Here is an 18,398-nt window from a genome sequence, read left to right as displayed (position 1 = left end):
CGGCGGCCCCGGGCGTCTTTCGTCTGTCCGGGTGACGCGGACACGGACGGCGGTAGGGTCGGTGGATCATGCAGACCACGACATCCGACACCGAACCGGAGCAGCGTACGGCGGCGCCGCGCCACCCGGTGGCCCGCGCCGGACGGATCTCGGCGCAGGGCGCCGCCGCACTGGTCCTGGTGCTGCTGCTCCTGGTCGTCGTCCGGCTGCCGTGGGCGGGCGACCTGGGCATGCACGCGGCCACGGTCGAGCGGCTGCGGCACAGCCTCGTGCATCCCGGCAACCCGCTGATCGACGCCGACACGCCGAGCCCGTACTACTCGCCGTGGACGCTGCTGCTCGGCATCGTCGCCAAGCTGACCGGCCTGTCCGTCTTCGTGGTCCTGCGCCTGGCCGCGCTCGCCGGACTGGCGCTGCTGGTGACGGGCGTCCACCGCTACGTCCGCACCCTCACCGCACACCGCGCCGCCCCCGCCCTGGCCCTGCTGAGCCTGCTGTTCCTGTGGGGCCCGGACCTGTTCGCCTGGAGCGGCTTCCTCGGGCTGAACTCCCTGGCCCTGACGGTGTCGTACCCCAGCGTGTTCGCGCTCGGGCTCACCTTCCACTTCTGGGCCCTGCTGACCCGGGCGGCGCGCGGACCGGCCGGGTGGGGCGCGGGGGCCGCGCTGGGGGTGCTGTGGGCGGGGATCCTGCTGTGCCACCAGTTCACCGGGGTGGTGGCGACGCTGGGCGGACTGGCCATGGTGGCCGGGGCCCGTCCGGCGCGCGCGACGCTGCTCCGCCTCGGGACCGGAGTGCTCACCGGTCTGCTGGTGCTGTGGCTGTGGCCGTACTACGACTTCTTCGCGCTGTTCTCCGCCGGCGGGGACCTGGAGGCGGTCCACCGGTCGCTGTACCGGGACCTGGCCGGGCGGTTCGGGTATGTGCTGCCCGGGGTGGTGGCGCTGGGATTCCGGCTGCGCCGGGACCGCCGGGATCCGCTGGCCCTGTTCTTCGTCCTCGGTGTCCTGATGGTGGCGGCGGGCGGGCTGAGCGGCCACTACTCCTGGGGCCGCGCGCTGCCCGCCGCGCTGGTCCCGGCCCAGCTCGCCGCCGCGCTCCAGGCGGTGTCGGCGGGGCGGTGGGCGGTGCGCCGGGGGTGGGCGTGCGTGCTGCTCGTCGCGCTGGTGGCGGGGGCGTGGACGCAGGCCGGGACGCTCGGGTACGTGGTGCGCCGGGACGCGCTGCCCAAGGCGGTCGCGGAGAAGTACCGGCAGCCGTGGGCGGGGTATGAGTGGATCATGCGGGCCGGGGTGCGGTACGGCGATGTGGTGATGGCCCGCCGGTTCCCGGCCCGGCAGATCCCCGCGTACGGGCCGTACACCGTGGCGCCCGGCTATCCGGACGTGTTCCTGCCGGACGCGGCGCGTCGGGAGGCGGCGATGCAACGGTACTTCTCGGCGGGGGCCGGGGTGGAGGAGCGGCGGGGGATCCTGCGCGAGTACGGGGTGCGCTGGGTGGTCGGGGGCGCCCCGGCCCCGTGGCTCCACGAAACGGCCGTGGGGCCCCGGGGACAGGTGCTGTACCGCGTGGTGCCCTGAACCGGTACCGACCGGCGGCAGCGCCTCCGAAGGGGCGCGGGGAACCGCGCGGCCGGCCACGACGGAGCCGCGGCCGGCCGGGGAGAGACGCCACGACGGCGCCTCGCGCGCCCCTTACTTCAGTACGCTCGCCGCCAGTCGCGCGGCGTTCCGCAGGCGCGGGTTGGTGACCCGGCGGGCCATCGGGCGCAGGACCCGGGCCGTCGTCCCCACCGGCCGCCAGCGGATCTGCAGCCGGCCGGGGTTGCGGGGTTCCGGTTCGACGGTGACGGTGTGGTGCGGGACGCGGGCCGTGCGCGCCGGGAAGTCCAGCGGAGCGAGCAGCACGGACGAGTTGGCGAGGCCCTGCTGTTCCAGGCGGATCACGGGGTGGCGCAGGCCGTCGAAGCCCTGGACGGGGAGGGACGCCGAGGCGAGGTGGAGGCGGACCGTGCCGGTGAAGAGGCCGGGGCGCACCGGGTCCAGGCGGAACGGGACCGTCATCCGGCGCTTGCCGGGGGTGAGCAGGAGCGAGGCGCGCTGGGGGCCGACGGGCAGGCGCAGGCCCGGGTCGTAGGTGCGGACCGTCAGGGTGAGGACCGCGCCGGGGTCGTACGTCAGGTCCGTGATCTCGTGGCGGAACCGCGCCGTCGGGAACGGGCGGCTGTCCAGCTCCAGTTCGGACAGGTCCAGCTCGCGGCGGGCCCGCTCCGTCGCCGGCGGCGTCTCGCCCCAGTACGGGCCACCCGCGCCGTCGGTCGTCACCCGCCGCGGCGCCACCTGGTGCCCCAGGCCGCGCGCCGCGAGCCGTACCTCGGCCGTGCGTTCCTGCCGCAGCAGCTCCAGCACCACCCGTTCGTCCCGCGGCAGCCTGTCGTACGCCTCGGGGGACAGCGTGTCCAGGTACGGGTTCATGATCTCGGCGAAGGAGGCCAGCCACGCGTCGTCCCGGTAGGGCAGGTCGCCGGCGTACATGCGGAAGTCGTGCTTGAGGAACTTGAAGTCCTTGTCCGCCCGCAGCCCCTCGTGCCCGCTGCCGAGCAGGAAGTCGTCGATCAGCCGCTGGACGCCCACCCGGTCGCGGACGTTGGATATCCGGTCCCGCTGGTTGGATATGGACGCGGCGGCCGCGGCGGCGAACGGCTCGATGTACCAGACGTACACCGGGTCCGGGACGATGGTGAACGCCTTCGCCAGGCAGTACGCCTGCGCCGAGAAGAGCTGGTCCTCGTAGTGGATGCCCTCGGGGAAGCGCAGCCGGTGGCGGTCCAGGAAGTCGCGCCGGTACATCTTGCTCGTCGCCAGGTGCTCGAAGAGCAGCCGGGGGTCCTCCTCGATGCCCTCCAGGGTGCGGCGCTCGGCGACCAGGTGGGGCATCCAGGTGGAGCGGCGTCCGTTGTCGACCCGGACCCGGCGCACCGCGCCCATGGCGAAGTCGACCTCGCGCTCCTGGTGCGCGGCGAGCAGCACCTCCACGGCGCGCGGCGGGAGTTCGTCGTCGCTGTCGAGGAACATCAGGTACGGCGCCCGGGAGATCTCGATGGCCCGGTTGCGCGGGGCGCTGCACCCGCCGCTGTTCTCGGGCAGCCGGATGACGCGGATGCGGTCGTCCTCGGCGGCGAGCCGCCGGGCCACCTCGGGGGTGTCGTCGGTGGAGTGGTCGTCGCTGATGACGATCTCGATGCCGGCGTGGGTCTGCGCGCGCACGGAGGCGACCGCGCGGGGCAGCCGGGCCGCGTCGTTGTGGACGATGATCGTGACCGTGACGTCGGGGCTGGTCATGCGGTGGCCTCCTCGGGCGTCGGGGCAGGGGTGCGCCGCTCGACGGGCAGGACCGGGGGCAGCGCCTCCTCCGGCTCGCCGAGGAACACCCGCCGTACGACCCGTTCGGCGGCGCGTCCGTCGTCGTACTCGCAGAACCGCCGGCGGAACGCGGCCCGCGCCTTGGCCGCGCACTCGTCGCGCCAGGCGCCGGAGCGGAAGATCTCCGTCAGCTCCTCCTGGGTGCGCGCGACCTGCCCGGGGTGGTCGGCCATCAGGTCGAAGTAGACACCGCGGGTGGTGCGGTAGGTCTCCCAGTCGTCGGCGTAGACCACGATCGGCCGGTCCAGGTTGGCGTAGTCGAACATGATCGACGAGTAGTCGGTGACCAGGGCGTCGGCGGCCAGGCACAGCTCCTCGACGGGGTCGTAGACGGAGACGTCGATGATCCGGCCGGAGCGGCGCAGCGCGGTCGGCTGGGCGGCGGCGCCGTAGAAGTAGTGGGCGCGGACGAGCAGGACGGTGTTCTCGCCGAGGCGGTCGGCGAGGGCGGCCAGGTCGAGGCGGGGGGTGAAGCCGGCCTCGTAGTCGCGGTGCGTGGGCGCGTACAGCACGGCCGTCTGCCCGGGGGCGATGCCGAGGCGCTCGCGGGCGGCGCGGACGTCGGCGGCGGTGGCCGTGTAGTAGACGTCGTTGCGCGGATAGCCGTAGTCCAGCGAGGTGTAGCGGGACGGGTAGGCGCGCTCCCACATGCGGGTGCTGTGGCTGTTGGCGCTGAGGCTGTAGTCCCAGCGGTCGACGCGGGCCATCAGCGCGGCGAAGTCCAGGCCCTGGGCGGCGGCCGGGTAGTCCCGCTGGTCCATGCCCATCCGCTTGAGCGGGGTGCCGTGGTGGGTCTGGAGGTGGATCGCGTCGGGGCGCTTGACCACCGCGTTGGGGAAGTTGACGTTGTTCGTCAGGTACTTGGCGGTGGCCATGGTCTCCCAGTAGCGGCGGGAGCCGGGGATCACATGGTCGGTGCCGGGCGGCAGCAGGGCCGCGTTCTTCTTGCTCACCGTCCACACGGGGCGTATGTGCGGGGCGAGTTCGCCGAGCTTGGCGGCGATCGCGGCCGGGTTGCAGGCCACCCCGCGGTTCCAGTAGGCGGCGAACACGGCGAGGTCGGGGTTGACCGGGCGGCTCAGCGCGCGCCGGTACTGCTGGTCGCGGACCTTGGTGCCCAGCTGCCGCTTGCGGGTGCGCAGGGTCGCGCGGGCGGCGCGGCGGGTGCGGTTGGCGGCCTGGAGCGCGCGGTACCGGGTGTAGGCGCCCTCTTCCAGCAGCGCGTGCCGTATGCCGTCCAGGCCGGCCGGGCGCTGGTGGTGCTCGGGGCGCCGGCGGACCGCGGCCAGCGAGGCACGGCGGAAGAACTCGCGGGCCACCTGATCGGGCAGGTCCTCGCGGGCGAAGGTGGTGACCAGGTCACGCACCATCAGGTCGTACAGCACCGCGTGGGTGGCGCGGCGGTCCCCGGCGAGCGGGAACAGCGACTCGTACCGGTCGATGAGCGCGAACCGGTCCTCGGGGGCGCGGGGCGGCAGGCTCTGCGGGCGCGGCAGGCGGTGTTCGTACGCGACCTGGGTCAGGCAGGCGACCCGGCCGGCGGCCAGCAGGGCGGCGTGGGCGGCGCGCGGCTCGTCGGCGTCGGTGTGCAGCTCCTCGTGGGCCCGCCAGAAGGCGGTGCGCAGGGCGCGGTTGCCGAGCAGCGGGGTGAGCCGCAGCAGGTCGGCGGCCTCGTCCAGGGGGCGGGGGGCCCGGCCGGCGGCGGCCAGTCGGCGGCCGTCGGCGGAGGGTCTGCCGGCGCCCTGCCAGTCCGTGCTCACGTGGTCGAACAGGAGCACGTCGACGGGGGCCGTGCCGTCCGGGGTGTCCAGTTCGGCGGTGCGCTCGGCGATCAGCCGGGGCCCGCCGGCCGGGAGGCCGTCCTTGGCGTGGACGAAGTGCAGCCAGTGGCCGGAGGCCCGGGCGGCACCGGCGGCGCGCGCCTCCGCGTCACCCGTGCCGTCCGGCAGCGGTACGACGATCACCCCGGGCGCGTGGCCCTCGGCCGTCTCCCGCGCCCAGTCGCCGACGGCGGCGACGACCACCTCGGTGCCGGGCGGCGGATGGGCCGTCAAAGAGTCCAGAAGTTCGGTGAGATGCCCCTGGGCGTTCGACCCATAGACGATCACGCTCAACTGGGGCATCGCGGTGGACTCCTTAGGCTGGGTATGTCCGGCACATCTTTCACAACGTCATATAAAGGTCCTATAAAACGGTTCATGCCGGTGCCGTGTCCGCCGGGAGGCCGCGACCTACGCCTTCGCCGCCGGTTTCCTCTCGCCGGTGAAGGCCTCGTACTCCTTCATGACCTCCTCCGTCGGTCCGTCCATGCGCAGTTCACCGCGCTCCAGCCAGAGGACCCGCTCGCAGGTGTCGCGGATCGACTTGTTGTTGTGGCTGACCAGGAAGACCGTGCCGGCGCGCTTGCGCAGTTCGCGGATCCGCTCCTCCGAACGCCGCTGGAAGGAACGGTCACCGGTGGCCAGCGCCTCGTCGATGAGCAGCACGTCGTGGTCCTTGGCGGCCGCGATGGAGAAGCGCAGCCGTGCGGCCATGCCGGAAGAGTACGTGCGCATGGGCAGGGTGATGAAGTCGCCCTTCTCGTTGATGCCGGAGAAGTCGACGATGTCCTGGTAGCGCTCCTTGATCTGCTCCCGGGACATGCCCATGGCCAGGCCGCCGAGGTACACGTTCCGCTCGCCGGTGAGGTCGTTCATCAGGGCCGCGTTCACGCCCAGCAGGGACGGCTGGCCGTCGGTGTGGATGTGCCCGCTCTCCACCGGGAGCAGGCCCGCGACCGCCTTCAACAGGGTCGATTTCCCGGAGCCGTTGGTGCCGATGAGCCCGATCGCCTCGCCCTTGTAGGCGACGAACGACACCTTCTTCACCGCGTGCACCCGGCGCACGCCGGCCGCCTTCTCGGCCTGCCCCCGGCGCAGGATGCGGTTGAGGGCGGCGGTGGCGGAACCGCGGCCCGCGCCGGTGCCGTTGACCCGGTAGACGATGTCGACGCGGTCGGCGACGACGGTGGGGACCTTCTCGGTGGTGTGCTCAGCCACGGCCGTACGTCTCCTCAGCCTTCCAGAAGTAGATGAAGCCGCCGACGCCGGCGAGCAGGGCCCAGCCGACCGCCGCCGCCCAGACGTGCGGGGGAAGTTGGTGCGCCTGGAAGCTGTCGATCAGCGCGAACCGCATCAGGTCGATGTAGACGGCGGCCGGGTTGATCTGTAGCAGAACCGTGACGAGACGCGGCAGATCGTCGTGCTCGGCGATCTTGTCGATGCTCCACATCACGCCGGACACGTACATCCAGGTGCGCAGCACGAAGGGCATCAGCTGGGCGATGTCCGGGGTCTTGGCGCCCAGCCGCGCCATGATCATGGAGACGCCCGCGTTGAAGGTGAACTGCAGGACGAGCGCGGGGACGGCCAGCAGCCAGGAGGCGGCGACCGGCACGCCGAAGCAGAGCAGGATGACGGCCAGCGCGCACATCGAGAACAGCAGCTGCTGGAGCTGCTGGAGGGCGAAGGAGATCGGCAGGGCGGCGCGCGGGAAGTGCAGGGCCCGCACCAGGCCGAGGTTGCCGGAGATCGCCCGGGTGCCCGCCATGATCGAGCTTTGTGTGAACGTCCACACGAAGATGCCGGTGACCAGGAACGGCACGTAGTCCGCGACGTTCTGCTTGGTGCCGAGCAGCACGCCGAAGATGAAGTAGTAGACCGCCGCGTTCAGCAGCGGGGTCATGACCTGCCAGACCTGGCCGAGCTTCGCCTGGCTGTACTGCGCGGTGAGCTTGGCGGTGGCGAAGGCGCTGATGAAGTGGCGGCGGGCCCACAGCTGGCGGACGTACTGCGGCAGGGAGGGGCGGGCGCCGCTGACCGACAGGCCGTGCCGGGCCGCGAGCGCCGCGAGATCGCCGTCGGCCGGGGCCCGGGTGGGGGGCGGTGTGTCGAGGACCTGACTCACATCCGCTGCTTTCGCTCGGGGGAGGGGATGCCGCGCCCGGCTCGCGCCGGGAGCGCCGCGGTGCCCGTCGGCCGGCGTTTCCTTACGTTTCTCTTCACGTGCTCTTACGTCGGGACGGGACCGTATCGTCGCAACGTGAGCGTAGGGCAGCGCACGTCGGAACGCAACCGTTTCGTCGTCACGGCCTATGCTGTGCGGTATGACGACGAACGCCGCCTCCGCCGACGAGCCGCCGGCGCGTCCGCGCCGCCGCGCGCCCGCCGGGGCCGCCGTGCTCCGGGAGGACGTGACCGAGGCCATCCGGACGGCGGTCTTCGAGGAGCTGGCCGCCGTCGGCTACGCCCGCGTGTCCATCGAGGGCATCGCCCGCCGGGCCGGCGTCGGCAAGACGGCGGTGTACCGGCGCTGGCGTTCCAAGCTCCACCTGGTCCTGGACGTGGTCTCCGCGATGGCGGTGACCGGCTTCCCGGTGCCCGACACCGGCTCCCTGGAGGGCGACCTGCGCCTGCTGTACGAGGTCACGTCCCGCGCCCTGCGCCACCCGGTCGCGTCCCAGGTCATCCCCGACCTCCAGGCCGAGGCGGCCCGCAACCCCGATCTCGCCCAGGCCTTCCAGAAGGCCCTGCGGGACGGTCAGGAGGGCGTGGCCAGCCGGATCGTGGCGGCGGCGGAACAGCGGGGCGAACTGCGCGCCGGGGTGGACCCGGAACTGGCCCTCGACCTGATCTCCGGCCCGCTGTACTGGCGCTCGGTGGTGATCCGCGCCCCGAAGCCGCCGAAGGGCTACCTGGAGAAGCTGGCCCGGGCCACGGCGGCGGCCCTCAGGGCGCTGTGACGGACGGCCGCCGGTGAGCGGGCCGGACCGGCCTCCGGGCCCGGGCACACCGCGGCCCCGGCACGCGGGTGCGCGTCCGGGGCGGTGCGGTCCGGCCTGGGGTCAGGCGGCGAGGGTCTTGTGGAGGGCCTCGAGGCCGTCGCGGTAGATGCCGGTGAAGAGGTCGACGACCTCGTCCTCGGTGGCGCCGTCGGGGTTGAAGCGGCCGGACCACTGGACCTCGGCGGCGTCCTCCTGACCCGGGATCGCGTGGACGCGGAGGGTGGAGACGTAGCCGTTGACGGGGAACGGGGCCTGGAGGATGGCGTAGCTGTAGTGCCGCTCCGCCTCGTTGAAGTCCACGAGGCGCTCGATGATGACCTCGCCCTCGGGGTTCTTCAGCCGGCGTACCCGGCCGCCTTCGAGCGCGGTGCTCTCGGGGATGTAGGGGAGCCAGTCGGGCAGGGCGTCGAAGCCGCCTATGAGGCTCCAGACCTTCTCGGGCGAGGCGGGGACGGTGCGGCTGACGGAAGTCGAAGCCATGGTCTTGCTCCTGGGTCTTGCCGTGTGGGGGGTGGGTGTGTGCGTGATCAGGCGGCGTCGGGCAGCGGCGCGGCGGGGCTGACCAGGCCGGCGGCGCGCAGGTCGTGCCAGAACGCGGCCGGGACGGTCTCGTTCAGGGCGGAGAGGTCCTCGGCGATCCGGCTGGGGCGGGTGGCCCCGGGGATGACCGCGGCGGACACCGGGTGGGCGAGGGAGAACTGCAGGGCGGCGGCCTTGATGCTGACGCCGTGCTTGTCGGCGAGGGCCTTGATGCGGGAGACCTTCTCGATGATCTCCGGCGGGGCCTGCTGGTACTCGAAGTGGCTGCCGCCGGCGAGGATGCCGGAGCTGTAGGGGCCGCCGACGACCATCTCCACGCCCTGCTCCTGGGCCATGGGCAGCAGGCGCTGGAGGGCGTGCTCGTGGTCGAGGAGGGTGTAGCGGCCGGCGAGGAGGAAACCGTCGGGCCGCGGCTCGTCCAGCGCGAGGGTCAGCTCGATGGGCTCGGTCTTGTTGACGCCCAGGCCCCATGCCTTGATGACGCCCTCGTCACGCAGGCGGGACAGGACGCGGAAGGCGCCGGTGCGGGCCTCTTCGAACTTCTGGATCCAGGCGTCGCCGTGGAAGTCCTGGGCGATGTCGTGGACCCAGACGATGTCGAGCCGGTCGACGCCCAGACGCTTGAGGCTGCCCTCGATGGAGCGCTCGGTGGCGTCGGCGGTCCACTCGTGGAGGATCTTGTTGGGGTTGCCGTGCTCGAAGAGGCCGCCCTTCTCGCCGAAGTCGGGGACGTCGGTCTCGATCTCGTCGAGGATGACGCGGCCGACCTTGGTGGACAGGACGTACTCGTCGCGGGGCTTGGTCGACAGGACCTGGCCGAGGCGTTCCTCGGCGAGGCCGGCGCCGTAGAAGGGGGCGGTGTCGTAGTAGCGGATGCCCTGGTCCCAGGCGGCCTCGACGGTGGCGCGGGCCTCGTCGTCGGGGATCGCGCGGAACATGTTGCCCAGCGGGGCGGTGCCGAAGCCGAGACGGCCGGGAAGGAGGTCCTTCAGTGACATGGGGGGTGCCTTTTCGATCGATTTCTCCACGCCCGGGCCGCAACGGCACTCGGGTGGAGTGACGAGCGACCCTTTGATTGCGGGCGCTTTTAACTGTCGTCGACAATAATTGCAGACGCGGGGTAATGCAAGTGAGGTCCCCTGAGGCCCCTTGGGTTCCCCGCTACGACGCGCTCAGTGCCCGGTCCGGGAGGCGGTCGGAGTCGGGCCGGGGCCGCGTCGTGGGCCCGGCCGCGCCGGCCGGCGGGCGCGCGGACCGCCACAGCCGTACGAAGGACAGCACGGCGGCGGCCGTCAGCAGCCCGTTGCGGGCCAGCATCAGCAGACAGCCCGCCCAGGTGCCGTCGATCACCTCGCGGTAGTAGATGGGGAACGCCACCGTGCTCAGCGCGGACGCCGCCAGCACGAGCACCGCCACCGGCCGCTGACCGGTGTGCCGCGAGGTCAGGCAGACGGCGGCCAGCCCGATCAGCCAGATCATGTACTGCGGGCTGATGACCCGGCTGGTGACCGTGAACAGCAGCACCGCGCTCAGCGCCGCGTCGAACGGTGTCGCCTCGCTCCAGTACCGGGCCCGCACCCGCCACAGCACCAGCAGCCCGAAGGAGAGCACCGTCAGCGTGAGGGAGGCGACGGCGACCGCGCGCACATGCGGGCCGACCAGCTCCACCGCGCCGTACTGGTAGCGGGACCGGCCGGACCAGCCGAGACGCCGGGCCAGATTGAGCGCCGTACCGCCGAGCGACTCGATCTGCACGCCCCGGCCGCCCTGCTCCCGCAGGAAGGACAGCGGGTGGGTGAAGAACACCGCGAGCACGGCCAGGCACCCGGCCCCGGTCCAGGCCGCCGACAGCCACGCCCCGCGCGCCGGCCGGCCCCGGGGCGTGCCCAGCAGCACCAGCGCCGGCCACACCTTCACCAGCGCGCCCAGCGCCGCGAGCGCGCCGCCCGCGCGCGGGGAGCGGGCCATGGCCAGCAGGGAGAGCACGGCCAGGGCGGTGACCTGGACGTCGTAGCGGGCCAGCGGCAGGTGCAGCAGCAGCGGCAGGCCGCCGGTCCACAGGGCCGCGCCGCGCAGACTGCGGCCGGGCCGGCTGCCCGCGCGCAGCAGCGCCGCCGCGGTCAGCGCGTCCACGGCCAGGGTGAGCAGCACGAACGCCTGGAAGTAGGTCAGGCCCGGCAGCAGCCCCGGCGCCAGCAGCACCGCGCCCGCGCCCGGCGGGTACTGCCACAGGGTGTCGTGCGCCGGGAAGGAGCCGTGCGCGAGCACGCCGTACCAGTGGTGGTACAGCCGCCACACCTCCCGGGTCACCGCGTTCCCGCCCGGCAGCCAGGCGCCGCTGTACGCGGTCAGCCACAGCATCAGGGCGCGGGTGGCGAGCCACAGGGCGGTGAGGGTGACGATCGGTCCGGGGGTGACACGGAGACGGTTCATCACATGGGAGCCTAAGCGGTGCGGATGGTGTATCCCTGCTGATACGCCGTCAAGCTCCGCAAATATTGGCTAATCGCAAGAGATCGGGCCATGGTGAACGTCGGGCTTCCTGTCACACCGCGATCGCGTCGAGCGGCCGCCGCGCCCACGGGCGCACCGGCCGGTACAACGAGCCGGCCACCCGCCTGGGAACGGCTGCGGCGGGCCGCCGTCCCGGGCGTGCCCGCGCTGGTGATGCTGGTCCTCGGGCTGTGGCGGCTGGACCGGGGCGGCATGTGGCGCGACGAGGCCGTCAGCTTCCAGGTGGGGCGCCGTACGGTGCCGCAGATCTGGCACCTGCTGCACGACGTGGACGCGGTGCACGGCCTGTACTACCTGCTGCTGCACGCCGTCTTGGCCGTCCACCCCGGCGAGGTCGCGCTGCGGCTGCCGTCGGTGTGCGCGGCGGCCGTCACGGCGGCCCTGGTGGCCGAGCTCGGCCGCCGGCTGGTCCGGCCGCGGGCCGGGCTGTGGGCCGGACTGCTCTACGCCGTCACGCCGATGGCCGGGCACTACGCGCAGGAGGGCCGCTCCTACGCCCTGGTCGCGGCCGGCGCCACCGCGGCGACGCTGCTGTTCGTGCGGGCCGTGCGCGGCGGTGCGTGGCGGGCCTACGGCGTGGTCCTCTCCCTCACCTGCTGGCTGCACGAGTTCGCCGTGCTGCTGCTCCTCGCCCACGCGGTGTCGCTGGCGCTGGCCCGGGCCGGGCGGCGGGTGTGGCGGGGCTGGGGGTGCGCGGCGGCGGCGGTCGTGCTCGCGCTGCTGCCGATGGTGCTGGTGTCGCGGGGCCAGTCGGCGCAGCTGGCGTGGCTGCGGCCGCCCACGGCGGAGACGGCCGGGGGGCTGCTGCGCAGGTTCCTGGGGCCGGCCGACTCGGTGTACTGGGTGTGTCTCGCGCTGGGCTGCCTGGGGCTGCTGCGACTGGTCGGACGGCGGGGGGAGCCGACATGCGCGGGGGTGGGGCTGCCGGTGACGGTGGTGCCGCCGCTGGTGCTGATGCTGGTGTCCCAGGCGTCACCGTTGTACGTCGACCGGTACGTGCTCTACGCCCTGTCGGGGGCGCCGTTGCTGGTGGCGTGCGGGGCGGAGCGGGTGGCGGAGTCGGTGGAGCGGCTGTGGCGGCGCGGCCGGCCGGCCTGGCGCCGTCCGGCGAGTTCCCCGGCCCTCGCCCTCCTCGGTGTCGCCGCCGTCGGGCTCTCGGTGGTCCACCAGTTCCCCCTGCTCCGCGACGACCGCGCGCCCGGGGCCCGGGCGGACGACCTGGGGGCCGTCTCCCGGGCCGCCGGGCGGGAGCTGGCGGACGGGGACGCCGTGCTGTTCGTGCCGGCGGCCCTGCGGAACGTGGCGCTCACCTATCCCCGGCCGTTCCGCGGCACCCGGGACGTGCTGCGGGTGGCGGGGGCGGCGGAGTCCGGGACGCTGTACGGGCGCGAGGCCGGCGTGGCCGAGCTGCGCCGCAGGCTGGCGGGGCTGGACCGGGTGTGGGTGGTCGGGGACCGCCGGCTGCTCGGCGCCCGCTGGGTGCCGCGCAACCCGGTGGAACGGGCGAAGGTGACCACGCTCTGGCAGCAGTTCACCGGCCGGGAGGAAGCGGTGCGGGGCGTGGTCACCGTACGGCTCTACGTCCGCCCGGTCAGCGCGCGGCCTCCGTCCGCGCCGCCTCGTCCAGGGCCGCGGTGAGCCGGTCGAGGCGCTCACGCAGCTCGCCGATCTCCGACAGGTCGAAGCCGGTCGCCGACATGATCCGGCGCGGCACCTCCAGCGCCCGCTCGCGCAGCGCCGCGCCCTCCCCGGTGAGCCGCACGAGGACCGACCGCTCGTCCTCGGCGCTGCGCTCGCGCCGTACCAGACCGGCCGCCTCCAGCCGCTTGACCAGCGGGGACAGCGTGCCGGAGTCCAGCCGCAGCTGCTCGCCGAGCTTCTTGACGGGCAGCTCGCCCTGTTCCCACAGCACCAGCATCACCAGGTATTGGGGGTAGGTGAGCCCGAGGTCCCTGAGGAGGACGCGGTAGACGCCGTTGAAGGCGCGGGACGCGGCGTGCAGGGAGAAGCAGATCTGGCGGTCCAGGCGGAGCCACTCCGGTTCGGTCATGGCTCCAGGGTAGCCCTGCCCGGCATTTAGTTGTGCACAACTTAGTTGTGTGCTCTACTTGCGGTCGTAACGAACCCCGCACCCCGAGAGGGATGGTCTCCATGGACGCGCTCTACACCGCCGTCGCCACCGCGACCCACGGCCGCGAGGGCCGCGCCGTCTCCTCCGACGGCCGGATCGACCTCGCCCTGGCCATGCCGGTCGAGCTGGGCGGCGACGGCCAGGGCAGCAACCCCGAGCAGCTCTTCGCCGCCGGGTACGCCGCCTGCTTCGGCAGCGCCCTCGGCCTGGTCGGCCGCCAGGCGAAGGTCGACGTCAGCGACGCCGCCGTGACCGCCGAGGTGGGCATAGGCAAGCAGGGCGAGGGCTTCGGCCTGAAGGTCACCCTGCGCGTCGAACTGCCCGACACGGTGGACCGGGCCACCGGCCGCAAGCTGGTCGAGACCGCCCACCAGGTCTGCCCGTACTCCAACGCCACCCGCGGCAACATCGACGTCGACCTCGTCATCGAGTAACCGACGAGCGGACGGACGGCCCCTACGCCGGCGACAGCGCGTCCCGGGACCCGGACTGGCCCGGGATCCGGGACGCCGGGCCGGACAGCGGCTCGCCCAGCAGCAGGGTCCGCACCACCCGCTCGGCGGCCCGCCCGTCCTCGAACTCGCAGAACCGGGCGCGGAACGCGGCCCGCAGCCGCGCCGACTCCCCGTCCCGCCAGCCGCCCGAGCCGAACAGCCCGGACAGCTCCCCGAAGCTGCGGGTGACATGGCCCGGCGGCTCGGCGGTGATGTCGAGATAGGCGCCCCGGCTCGCGGTGAACGCGGGCCAGTCGTCGGCGTGGACCACGATCGGCCGGTCCAGGACGGCGTAGTCGAACATCACGGACGAGTAGTCGGTGACCAGGACGTCCGCCGCGAGCAGCACGTCCGACAGGTGCGGCTCACCGGTCGCGTCCACCACGATCCGGCGCCGGGCCAGCTCCGCCAGGCCCATGCCCCGCGCCGGGCCGTCCGCCAGCGACGGGTGCAGCCGGACCACGAGCGTGTGCCCCTCGCCGAGACCGGCCGCGAACCCGGCCAGGTCGATCCGCTCCACGTACCCGCCGCGGCGGTAGTCCCGGCGGGTCGGCGCGTACAGCACCACCGTGTGGTCCGCCGGGATGCCGTGCCGCTCCCGGAAACCGCCGGGCCCGCCGCGCACCAGCACGTCGTTGCGCGGGCTGCCGGTGCGCACCGAGGTGAAGTGACAGGGGTAGGCCCGCTCCCACACCAGCTCCGCGTGACGGCTCGCGACCAGGCTGTAGTCCCAGCGATCGGCCCGGCGCAGCATCTGCGGCACGTCGAAGCCGAGCCGCGCGCCGGGCTTGTCCCGCAGATCGGCGCCCAGGTACTTCAGCGGGGTGCCCTGGTGGGTGTGGATGTGCACGCTGCCGGGGCGCTTGGCCAGGGTGCCGGGCCAGTTGACGTCGTTGACGAAGAACTTCGCGCGCGCGGTGACCTCCAGATAGCGCCGCGAGCCGACGGTCACGTGCTCCACGCCGTCCGGCAGCCCCGCCGCCGTCTCCTCGTCCCGCACCACCCACACCCCGCGCAGCTCCGGCGCGATCTCGCGGGCCGCGTGGTAGATCGCCGCCGGGTCGCCGAGCACGCCCCGGTGCGAGGACGCCGAGTACACCACCAGGCTCTCGTCCAGCGGGCGGCGGGCGTGCAGCGCGGCCCAGCCGGCGCCGGCCCGCGCGACGGCGGCCCGGCGCGCCCGGCCCGCCCGCCGGGCCGCCTCCCGCCCGGCCCGCGCCGACTGCCGCCGCAGCCGGTACCCGGTCCAGGAGCCGGTCAGCACGGCGACCTCGCCGTCCACCCGGACGCCCTCGGGCCGGTGGGCGCGGAACATCCGGGCCGTGCGCCGGAAGAACTCGGCCTTGTCGGCGGGCGGCAGCCGGTCCGGCTTGGCCAGGATGTCCAGGCAGTGCTCGCCCATCTTGCGGTGCAGATACGGCCGCCAGGACGCCAGCTCCGGCCGCCCGGCCAGGAACGCGAAGACCCGCTCGTACTGGTCGTGGATGTCGAAGTGCTTGCGGCTGGTGGTGGACAGGATGTTGCCCTGCCGGCGCTGCCGGTAGTACAGGCAGATCCGGTCCAGGGCGGCGATCCGGCGGGCGCTGAGCATGACCGGGAACGTCCAGGGGGTGTCCTCGTAGTAGCCCGGCGGGAAGGCGAAGCCGTTCTCCGTGACGAAGTCCCGGCGGTAGGCCTTGTTCCAGACCACCATCAGCAGGTCCAGGATCCCCGGGTACTCCTCGGCGGTGAACACCTCCTCCTTGGCGAGGAGGTGCGCGAGGACGTTGCGCCGGGTGCCGCCCCACCAGTAGGTGCGCGCGTAGTCGAAGACCAGCACGTCCGGGTCGGCGGTCTCGGCGAGCCGGTCGGCCACGGCCCGCAGCGCGCCCGGGGTGAGGGTGTCGTCGCTGTCCAGGAAGAGCAGGTAGTCGCCGGTGGCGTGCGGGAGCCCGGCGTTGCGGGCCATGCCGAGGCCCACGTTCTCCGGCAGGTGCAGCACCTTCACCCGCGCATCGCGCCGGGCGTACTCGTCCAGGATCGCGCCGCAGTCGTCCGGGGAGCGGTCGTCCACGGCGATCAGCTCGAAGTCCCCGAAGGACTGCCCGAGCACCGAGTCCAGGCACTCGGGCAGAAAGCCCTGCACCCGGTAACAGGGCACGATCACACTGAAGCGGGGCACGGCGGATCAGCTCCTCACGAGGGTCGCGGCGGCGGGGGCGGGGACGCGCTCGGCGAGCGGGAGCACGGGCGGCAGCGCCTGGGGCGGCTCGCCGAGCAGCACCCGGCGCACCACCCGCTCGGCGGCCCGCCCGTCGTCGAACTCGCAGAACCGCTCCCGGAACGCGGCCCGCAGCGCCCGGGCCCGGGGACCGGCGTAGGAGCCGTCGCGGAACGCGGCGGCCAGCTCCCCGGGGGTCCGGGCGACCAGGCCCGGCGGCTCGGCCATCAGGTCGAAGCAGACGCCCCGGGTCTCCCGGTACACCTCCCAGTCGTCGGCGTAGATCACGATCGGCCGGTCCAGGTTGGCGTAGTCGAACATGATGGACGAGTAGTCGGTGATCAGCGCGTCCGCCGCCAGGCACACGTCCTCCGCCGAGCGGTGCGCGGTGACGTCGATGATCCGGCCAGAGCCGCGCGGGCCGCCCCGGTCGTAGAAGTAGTGGGCGCGCAGCAGCACGACGACGTTCTCCCCGGCCGCCCGGCAGAACGCCTCCAGGTCCAGGCCGGGCTCGAAGCCGGAGTGGTGGTCGCGGTGGGTCGGCGCGTACAGCACGGCCGTCCGGCCCTCCGGGACGCCCAGCTCACGGCGGATCCGGGCCACGTCACGGGCGGTCGCCGTGTAGTAGACGTCGTTGCGCGGATAGCCGTACTCCAGCTGTTCGTAGGAGCCCGGGAAGGCGCGTTCCCACATCCGGGTGGAGTGGCGGTTGGAGGACAGGTTGAAGTCCCAGCGGTCGACCCGGCCCAGCAGCTTGGTGAAGCTGCCGGACCGGGCCGCCACCACCGGGTACACCGACTGGTCCACGCCCATCGTCTTCAGCGGGGTGCCGTGCTGGGTCTGCAGGTGCACGCTGCCCGGCCGCTTGACCACGCCCTCGGCGAAGTTGGCGTTGTTGATCAGGTACGCGGCCCGGGCCAGCACCTCCCAGGCGCGGCGCGACCCGAGCACCGCGTACTCGACGCCGTCCGGCATGGTGTGTTCCTGGCCGGCCTCGACCAGGAACACCGACCGGATGTGCGGGGCCAGCTCCCGGGCCTTGGCGTGGATCGCCGCCGGGTTGCAGGCGTACCCCCGGCCCCAGTACGCGCAGTACACGGCGAGGTCCGTTTCGAGCGGGCGGCGCAGGTCGCGGGCGTAGCGCAGCCGGGTGCGGGCCAGGCGCGGGCGCGGCAGCCGGGCGACGGCGCCGCCGGCCGCCCGGTTGGCGCCGCGCAGGGCGCGGAACGCGCCGTACGCGCCCGCCGCCAGCAACCGGTGCTGCACCCCGAGGCTGCCGTCCGGCACCCGGTGGCCGGCCGGCCGGTGCAGCCGGTAGAGCCGGGCCGCGCGGCGGAAGAACGCCCGGTGCCCCGAGGGCAGCCGCTCCGGCCGGGCCGCCGTCTTCAGCACCATCGCGAACGCCTGGTCGAACAGCGGCCCGGTCCGCTCGGGAGGCAGCCCCGCCTCGGCCGCCCGGGCCAGCACCCGCTCCACCTGGTCCAGCAGGGTGTGCTGGTGCGGGCCGGGCAGATTCAGCCGGCTGCCCTGGCGGCGGGACCGGTGGCGTACGACGGCCCGGCGCAGCACCGCGATCCGCCCGGCCGCGACGGTCACCAGCCCGCCCCAGCCCAGGTCGGTGAAGTGCCCCTCGGGGAAGGAGAGTTCCCGCTCGGTGAGGAAGGCCCTGCGGTACACGGCGCTCCACGCGGGCAGCTGGACGCCGGTCAGCCCGGGCAGCTCGGCGGGGGCGAAGGCGCCGCGCGGGGCCTTCGCCGGCAGCGGCCCGGCCGGGAGCGCCGGCTCGCCCTCCCACCAGGGGGCACGCTCGTGCTCGCAGTACAGCACGTCCACCCCGGCGACCTCGGACAGCCGGGCGTCCACCACCGCCAGCGCCCCCGGCAGCAGCAGGTCGTCCCCGTCCAGGAACAGCACATAGGCGCCGGTCGCCGCCCGCAGCCCGGCGTTGCGCGCCCCGCTCAGCCCCGCGGACGGCGGGGAGTGGACGACGGTCACCCGGGAGTCCCGCTCCGCGTACCCGGCGGCGACCTCGGCCGCCGGGGCGTCGGGGGCGTCGCAGACCGGGATCAGCTGGAGGTCGCCGAAGGACTGGCCGAGGACCGAGTCCAGCGCCTGGGACAGCCGTCCGGCGACCCCATGGGACGGGACGATGATGCTGAAGCGGGGCATTCTGTTCTCTCTGTCGTCGTGCGGACGCGGCCGGGCCGTCCCGCCGGACGCCAGGTGGACGGCCGGCTCGGAGCGGGCCGCGTCGAGCCGAGGGGCATGGGAACTC

14 protein-coding genes are annotated in these 18,398 nt (G+C 73.7%); 4 read left to right on the top strand and 10 right to left on the bottom strand.

The features are described from left to right. The first annotated feature begins 68 nt into the window (after window positions 1-68). Entirely contained in the window at window positions 69-1,580 is a 1,512-nt protein-coding gene (locus tag IE251_RS19690; protein ID WP_229896852.1) for a hypothetical protein, read from the top strand. A gap of 114 nt (window positions 1,581-1,694) precedes the next feature. On the opposite strand, the gene IE251_RS19685 is transcribed toward IE251_RS19690, so the two are convergent. From IE251_RS19685 to IE251_RS19670, 4 genes are all read right to left on the bottom strand, one after another. Further along, window positions 1,695-3,341 (bottom strand): glycosyltransferase family 2 protein, encoded by a 1,647-nt coding sequence (locus IE251_RS19685; protein ID WP_189754283.1) that lies wholly within the window; start codon window positions 3,339-3,341, stop codon window positions 1,695-1,697. Beyond that, on the bottom strand, window positions 3,338-5,545 hold the full coding sequence (locus IE251_RS19680) for a CDP-glycerol glycerophosphotransferase family protein (RefSeq protein ID WP_189754282.1): 2,208 nt from the start codon (window positions 5,543-5,545) through the stop codon (window positions 3,338-3,340). The genes IE251_RS19685 and IE251_RS19680 overlap by 4 nt, the downstream gene beginning before the upstream one ends. A gap of 108 nt (window positions 5,546-5,653) precedes the next feature. Further along, window positions 5,654-6,460: an ABC transporter ATP-binding protein gene (locus IE251_RS19675; RefSeq protein ID WP_189754281.1), complete on the bottom strand. Its 807-nt coding sequence runs from the start codon at window positions 6,458-6,460 to the stop codon at window positions 5,654-5,656. Continuing rightward, a complete protein-coding gene (locus tag IE251_RS19670; protein WP_189754280.1) occupies window positions 6,453-7,367 on the bottom strand; it encodes an ABC transporter permease in 915 nt (304 codons plus the stop codon). The genes IE251_RS19675 and IE251_RS19670 overlap by 8 nt, the downstream gene beginning before the upstream one ends. 199 nt (window positions 7,368-7,566) lie before the next feature. On the opposite strand from IE251_RS19670, the gene IE251_RS19665 reads away from it, so the two are divergent. Then, the gene (locus IE251_RS19665; RefSeq protein WP_189754279.1) at window positions 7,567-8,202 is read left to right on the top strand and encodes a TetR/AcrR family transcriptional regulator; all 636 of its coding nucleotides are present in this window, start codon (window positions 7,567-7,569) and stop codon (window positions 8,200-8,202) included. Window positions 8,203-8,304: 102 nt separating this feature from the next. On the opposite strand, the gene IE251_RS19660 is transcribed toward IE251_RS19665, so the two are convergent. The 3 genes from IE251_RS19660 to IE251_RS19650 form a co-directional block, all read right to left on the bottom strand. Next, a complete protein-coding gene (locus IE251_RS19660) occupies window positions 8,305-8,724 on the bottom strand; it encodes an SRPBCC family protein (protein WP_189754278.1) in 420 nt (139 codons plus the stop codon). A gap of 47 nt (window positions 8,725-8,771) precedes the next feature. Continuing rightward, window positions 8,772-9,782, bottom strand: coding sequence for an aldo/keto reductase (locus IE251_RS19655; protein ID WP_189754277.1), 1,011 nt, complete (start codon window positions 9,780-9,782; stop codon window positions 8,772-8,774). Between the two features lie 163 nt (window positions 9,783-9,945). After that, window positions 9,946-11,217, bottom strand: a complete 1,272-nt coding sequence (locus IE251_RS19650) for a glycosyltransferase 87 family protein (RefSeq protein ID WP_189754276.1) — start codon at window positions 11,215-11,217, stop codon at window positions 9,946-9,948. Window positions 11,218-11,436: 219 nt separating this feature from the next. Between IE251_RS19650 and IE251_RS19645 the strand changes: the two genes are divergently transcribed. Beyond that, entirely contained in the window at window positions 11,437-12,936 is a 1,500-nt protein-coding gene (locus IE251_RS19645) for a glycosyltransferase family 39 protein (protein ID WP_229896851.1), read from the top strand. Here the strand turns inward: IE251_RS19645 and IE251_RS19640 are convergent. Further along, entirely contained in the window at window positions 12,890-13,348 is a 459-nt protein-coding gene (locus tag IE251_RS19640; RefSeq protein ID WP_189754274.1) for a MarR family winged helix-turn-helix transcriptional regulator, read from the bottom strand. The two genes, IE251_RS19645 and IE251_RS19640, sit on opposite strands and share 47 nt — an antisense overlap. A 101-nt stretch (window positions 13,349-13,449) precedes the next feature. Here IE251_RS19640 and IE251_RS19635 point away from each other — a divergent pair, with 101 nt between their 5' ends. Continuing rightward, entirely contained in the window at window positions 13,450-13,863 is a 414-nt protein-coding gene (locus IE251_RS19635; protein ID WP_189754273.1) for an organic hydroperoxide resistance protein, read from the top strand. A 22-nt stretch (window positions 13,864-13,885) separates the two neighbouring features. Here IE251_RS19635 and IE251_RS19630 read toward each other — a convergent pair whose 3' ends face one another. Both IE251_RS19630 and IE251_RS19625 read right to left on the bottom strand, forming a co-directional pair. Next, window positions 13,886-16,084, bottom strand: a complete 2,199-nt coding sequence (locus IE251_RS19630) for a bifunctional glycosyltransferase/CDP-glycerol:glycerophosphate glycerophosphotransferase (protein WP_189754272.1) — start codon at window positions 16,082-16,084, stop codon at window positions 13,886-13,888. Between the two features lie 6 nt (window positions 16,085-16,090). After that, window positions 16,091-18,292 (bottom strand): bifunctional glycosyltransferase/CDP-glycerol:glycerophosphate glycerophosphotransferase, encoded by a 2,202-nt coding sequence (locus tag IE251_RS19625; RefSeq protein WP_189754271.1) that lies wholly within the window; start codon window positions 18,290-18,292, stop codon window positions 16,091-16,093. Window positions 18,293-18,398 lie beyond the last annotated feature (106 nt).

It is taken from the genome of Streptomyces eurythermus (assembly GCF_014649115.1).
GTDB classification, from domain to species: domain Bacteria; phylum Actinomycetota; class Actinomycetes; order Streptomycetales; family Streptomycetaceae; genus Streptomyces; species Streptomyces eurythermus.
The sequence above is the reverse complement of the archived record's forward strand: the minus strand, read 5'-3'. Positions and strand labels throughout refer to the sequence as shown.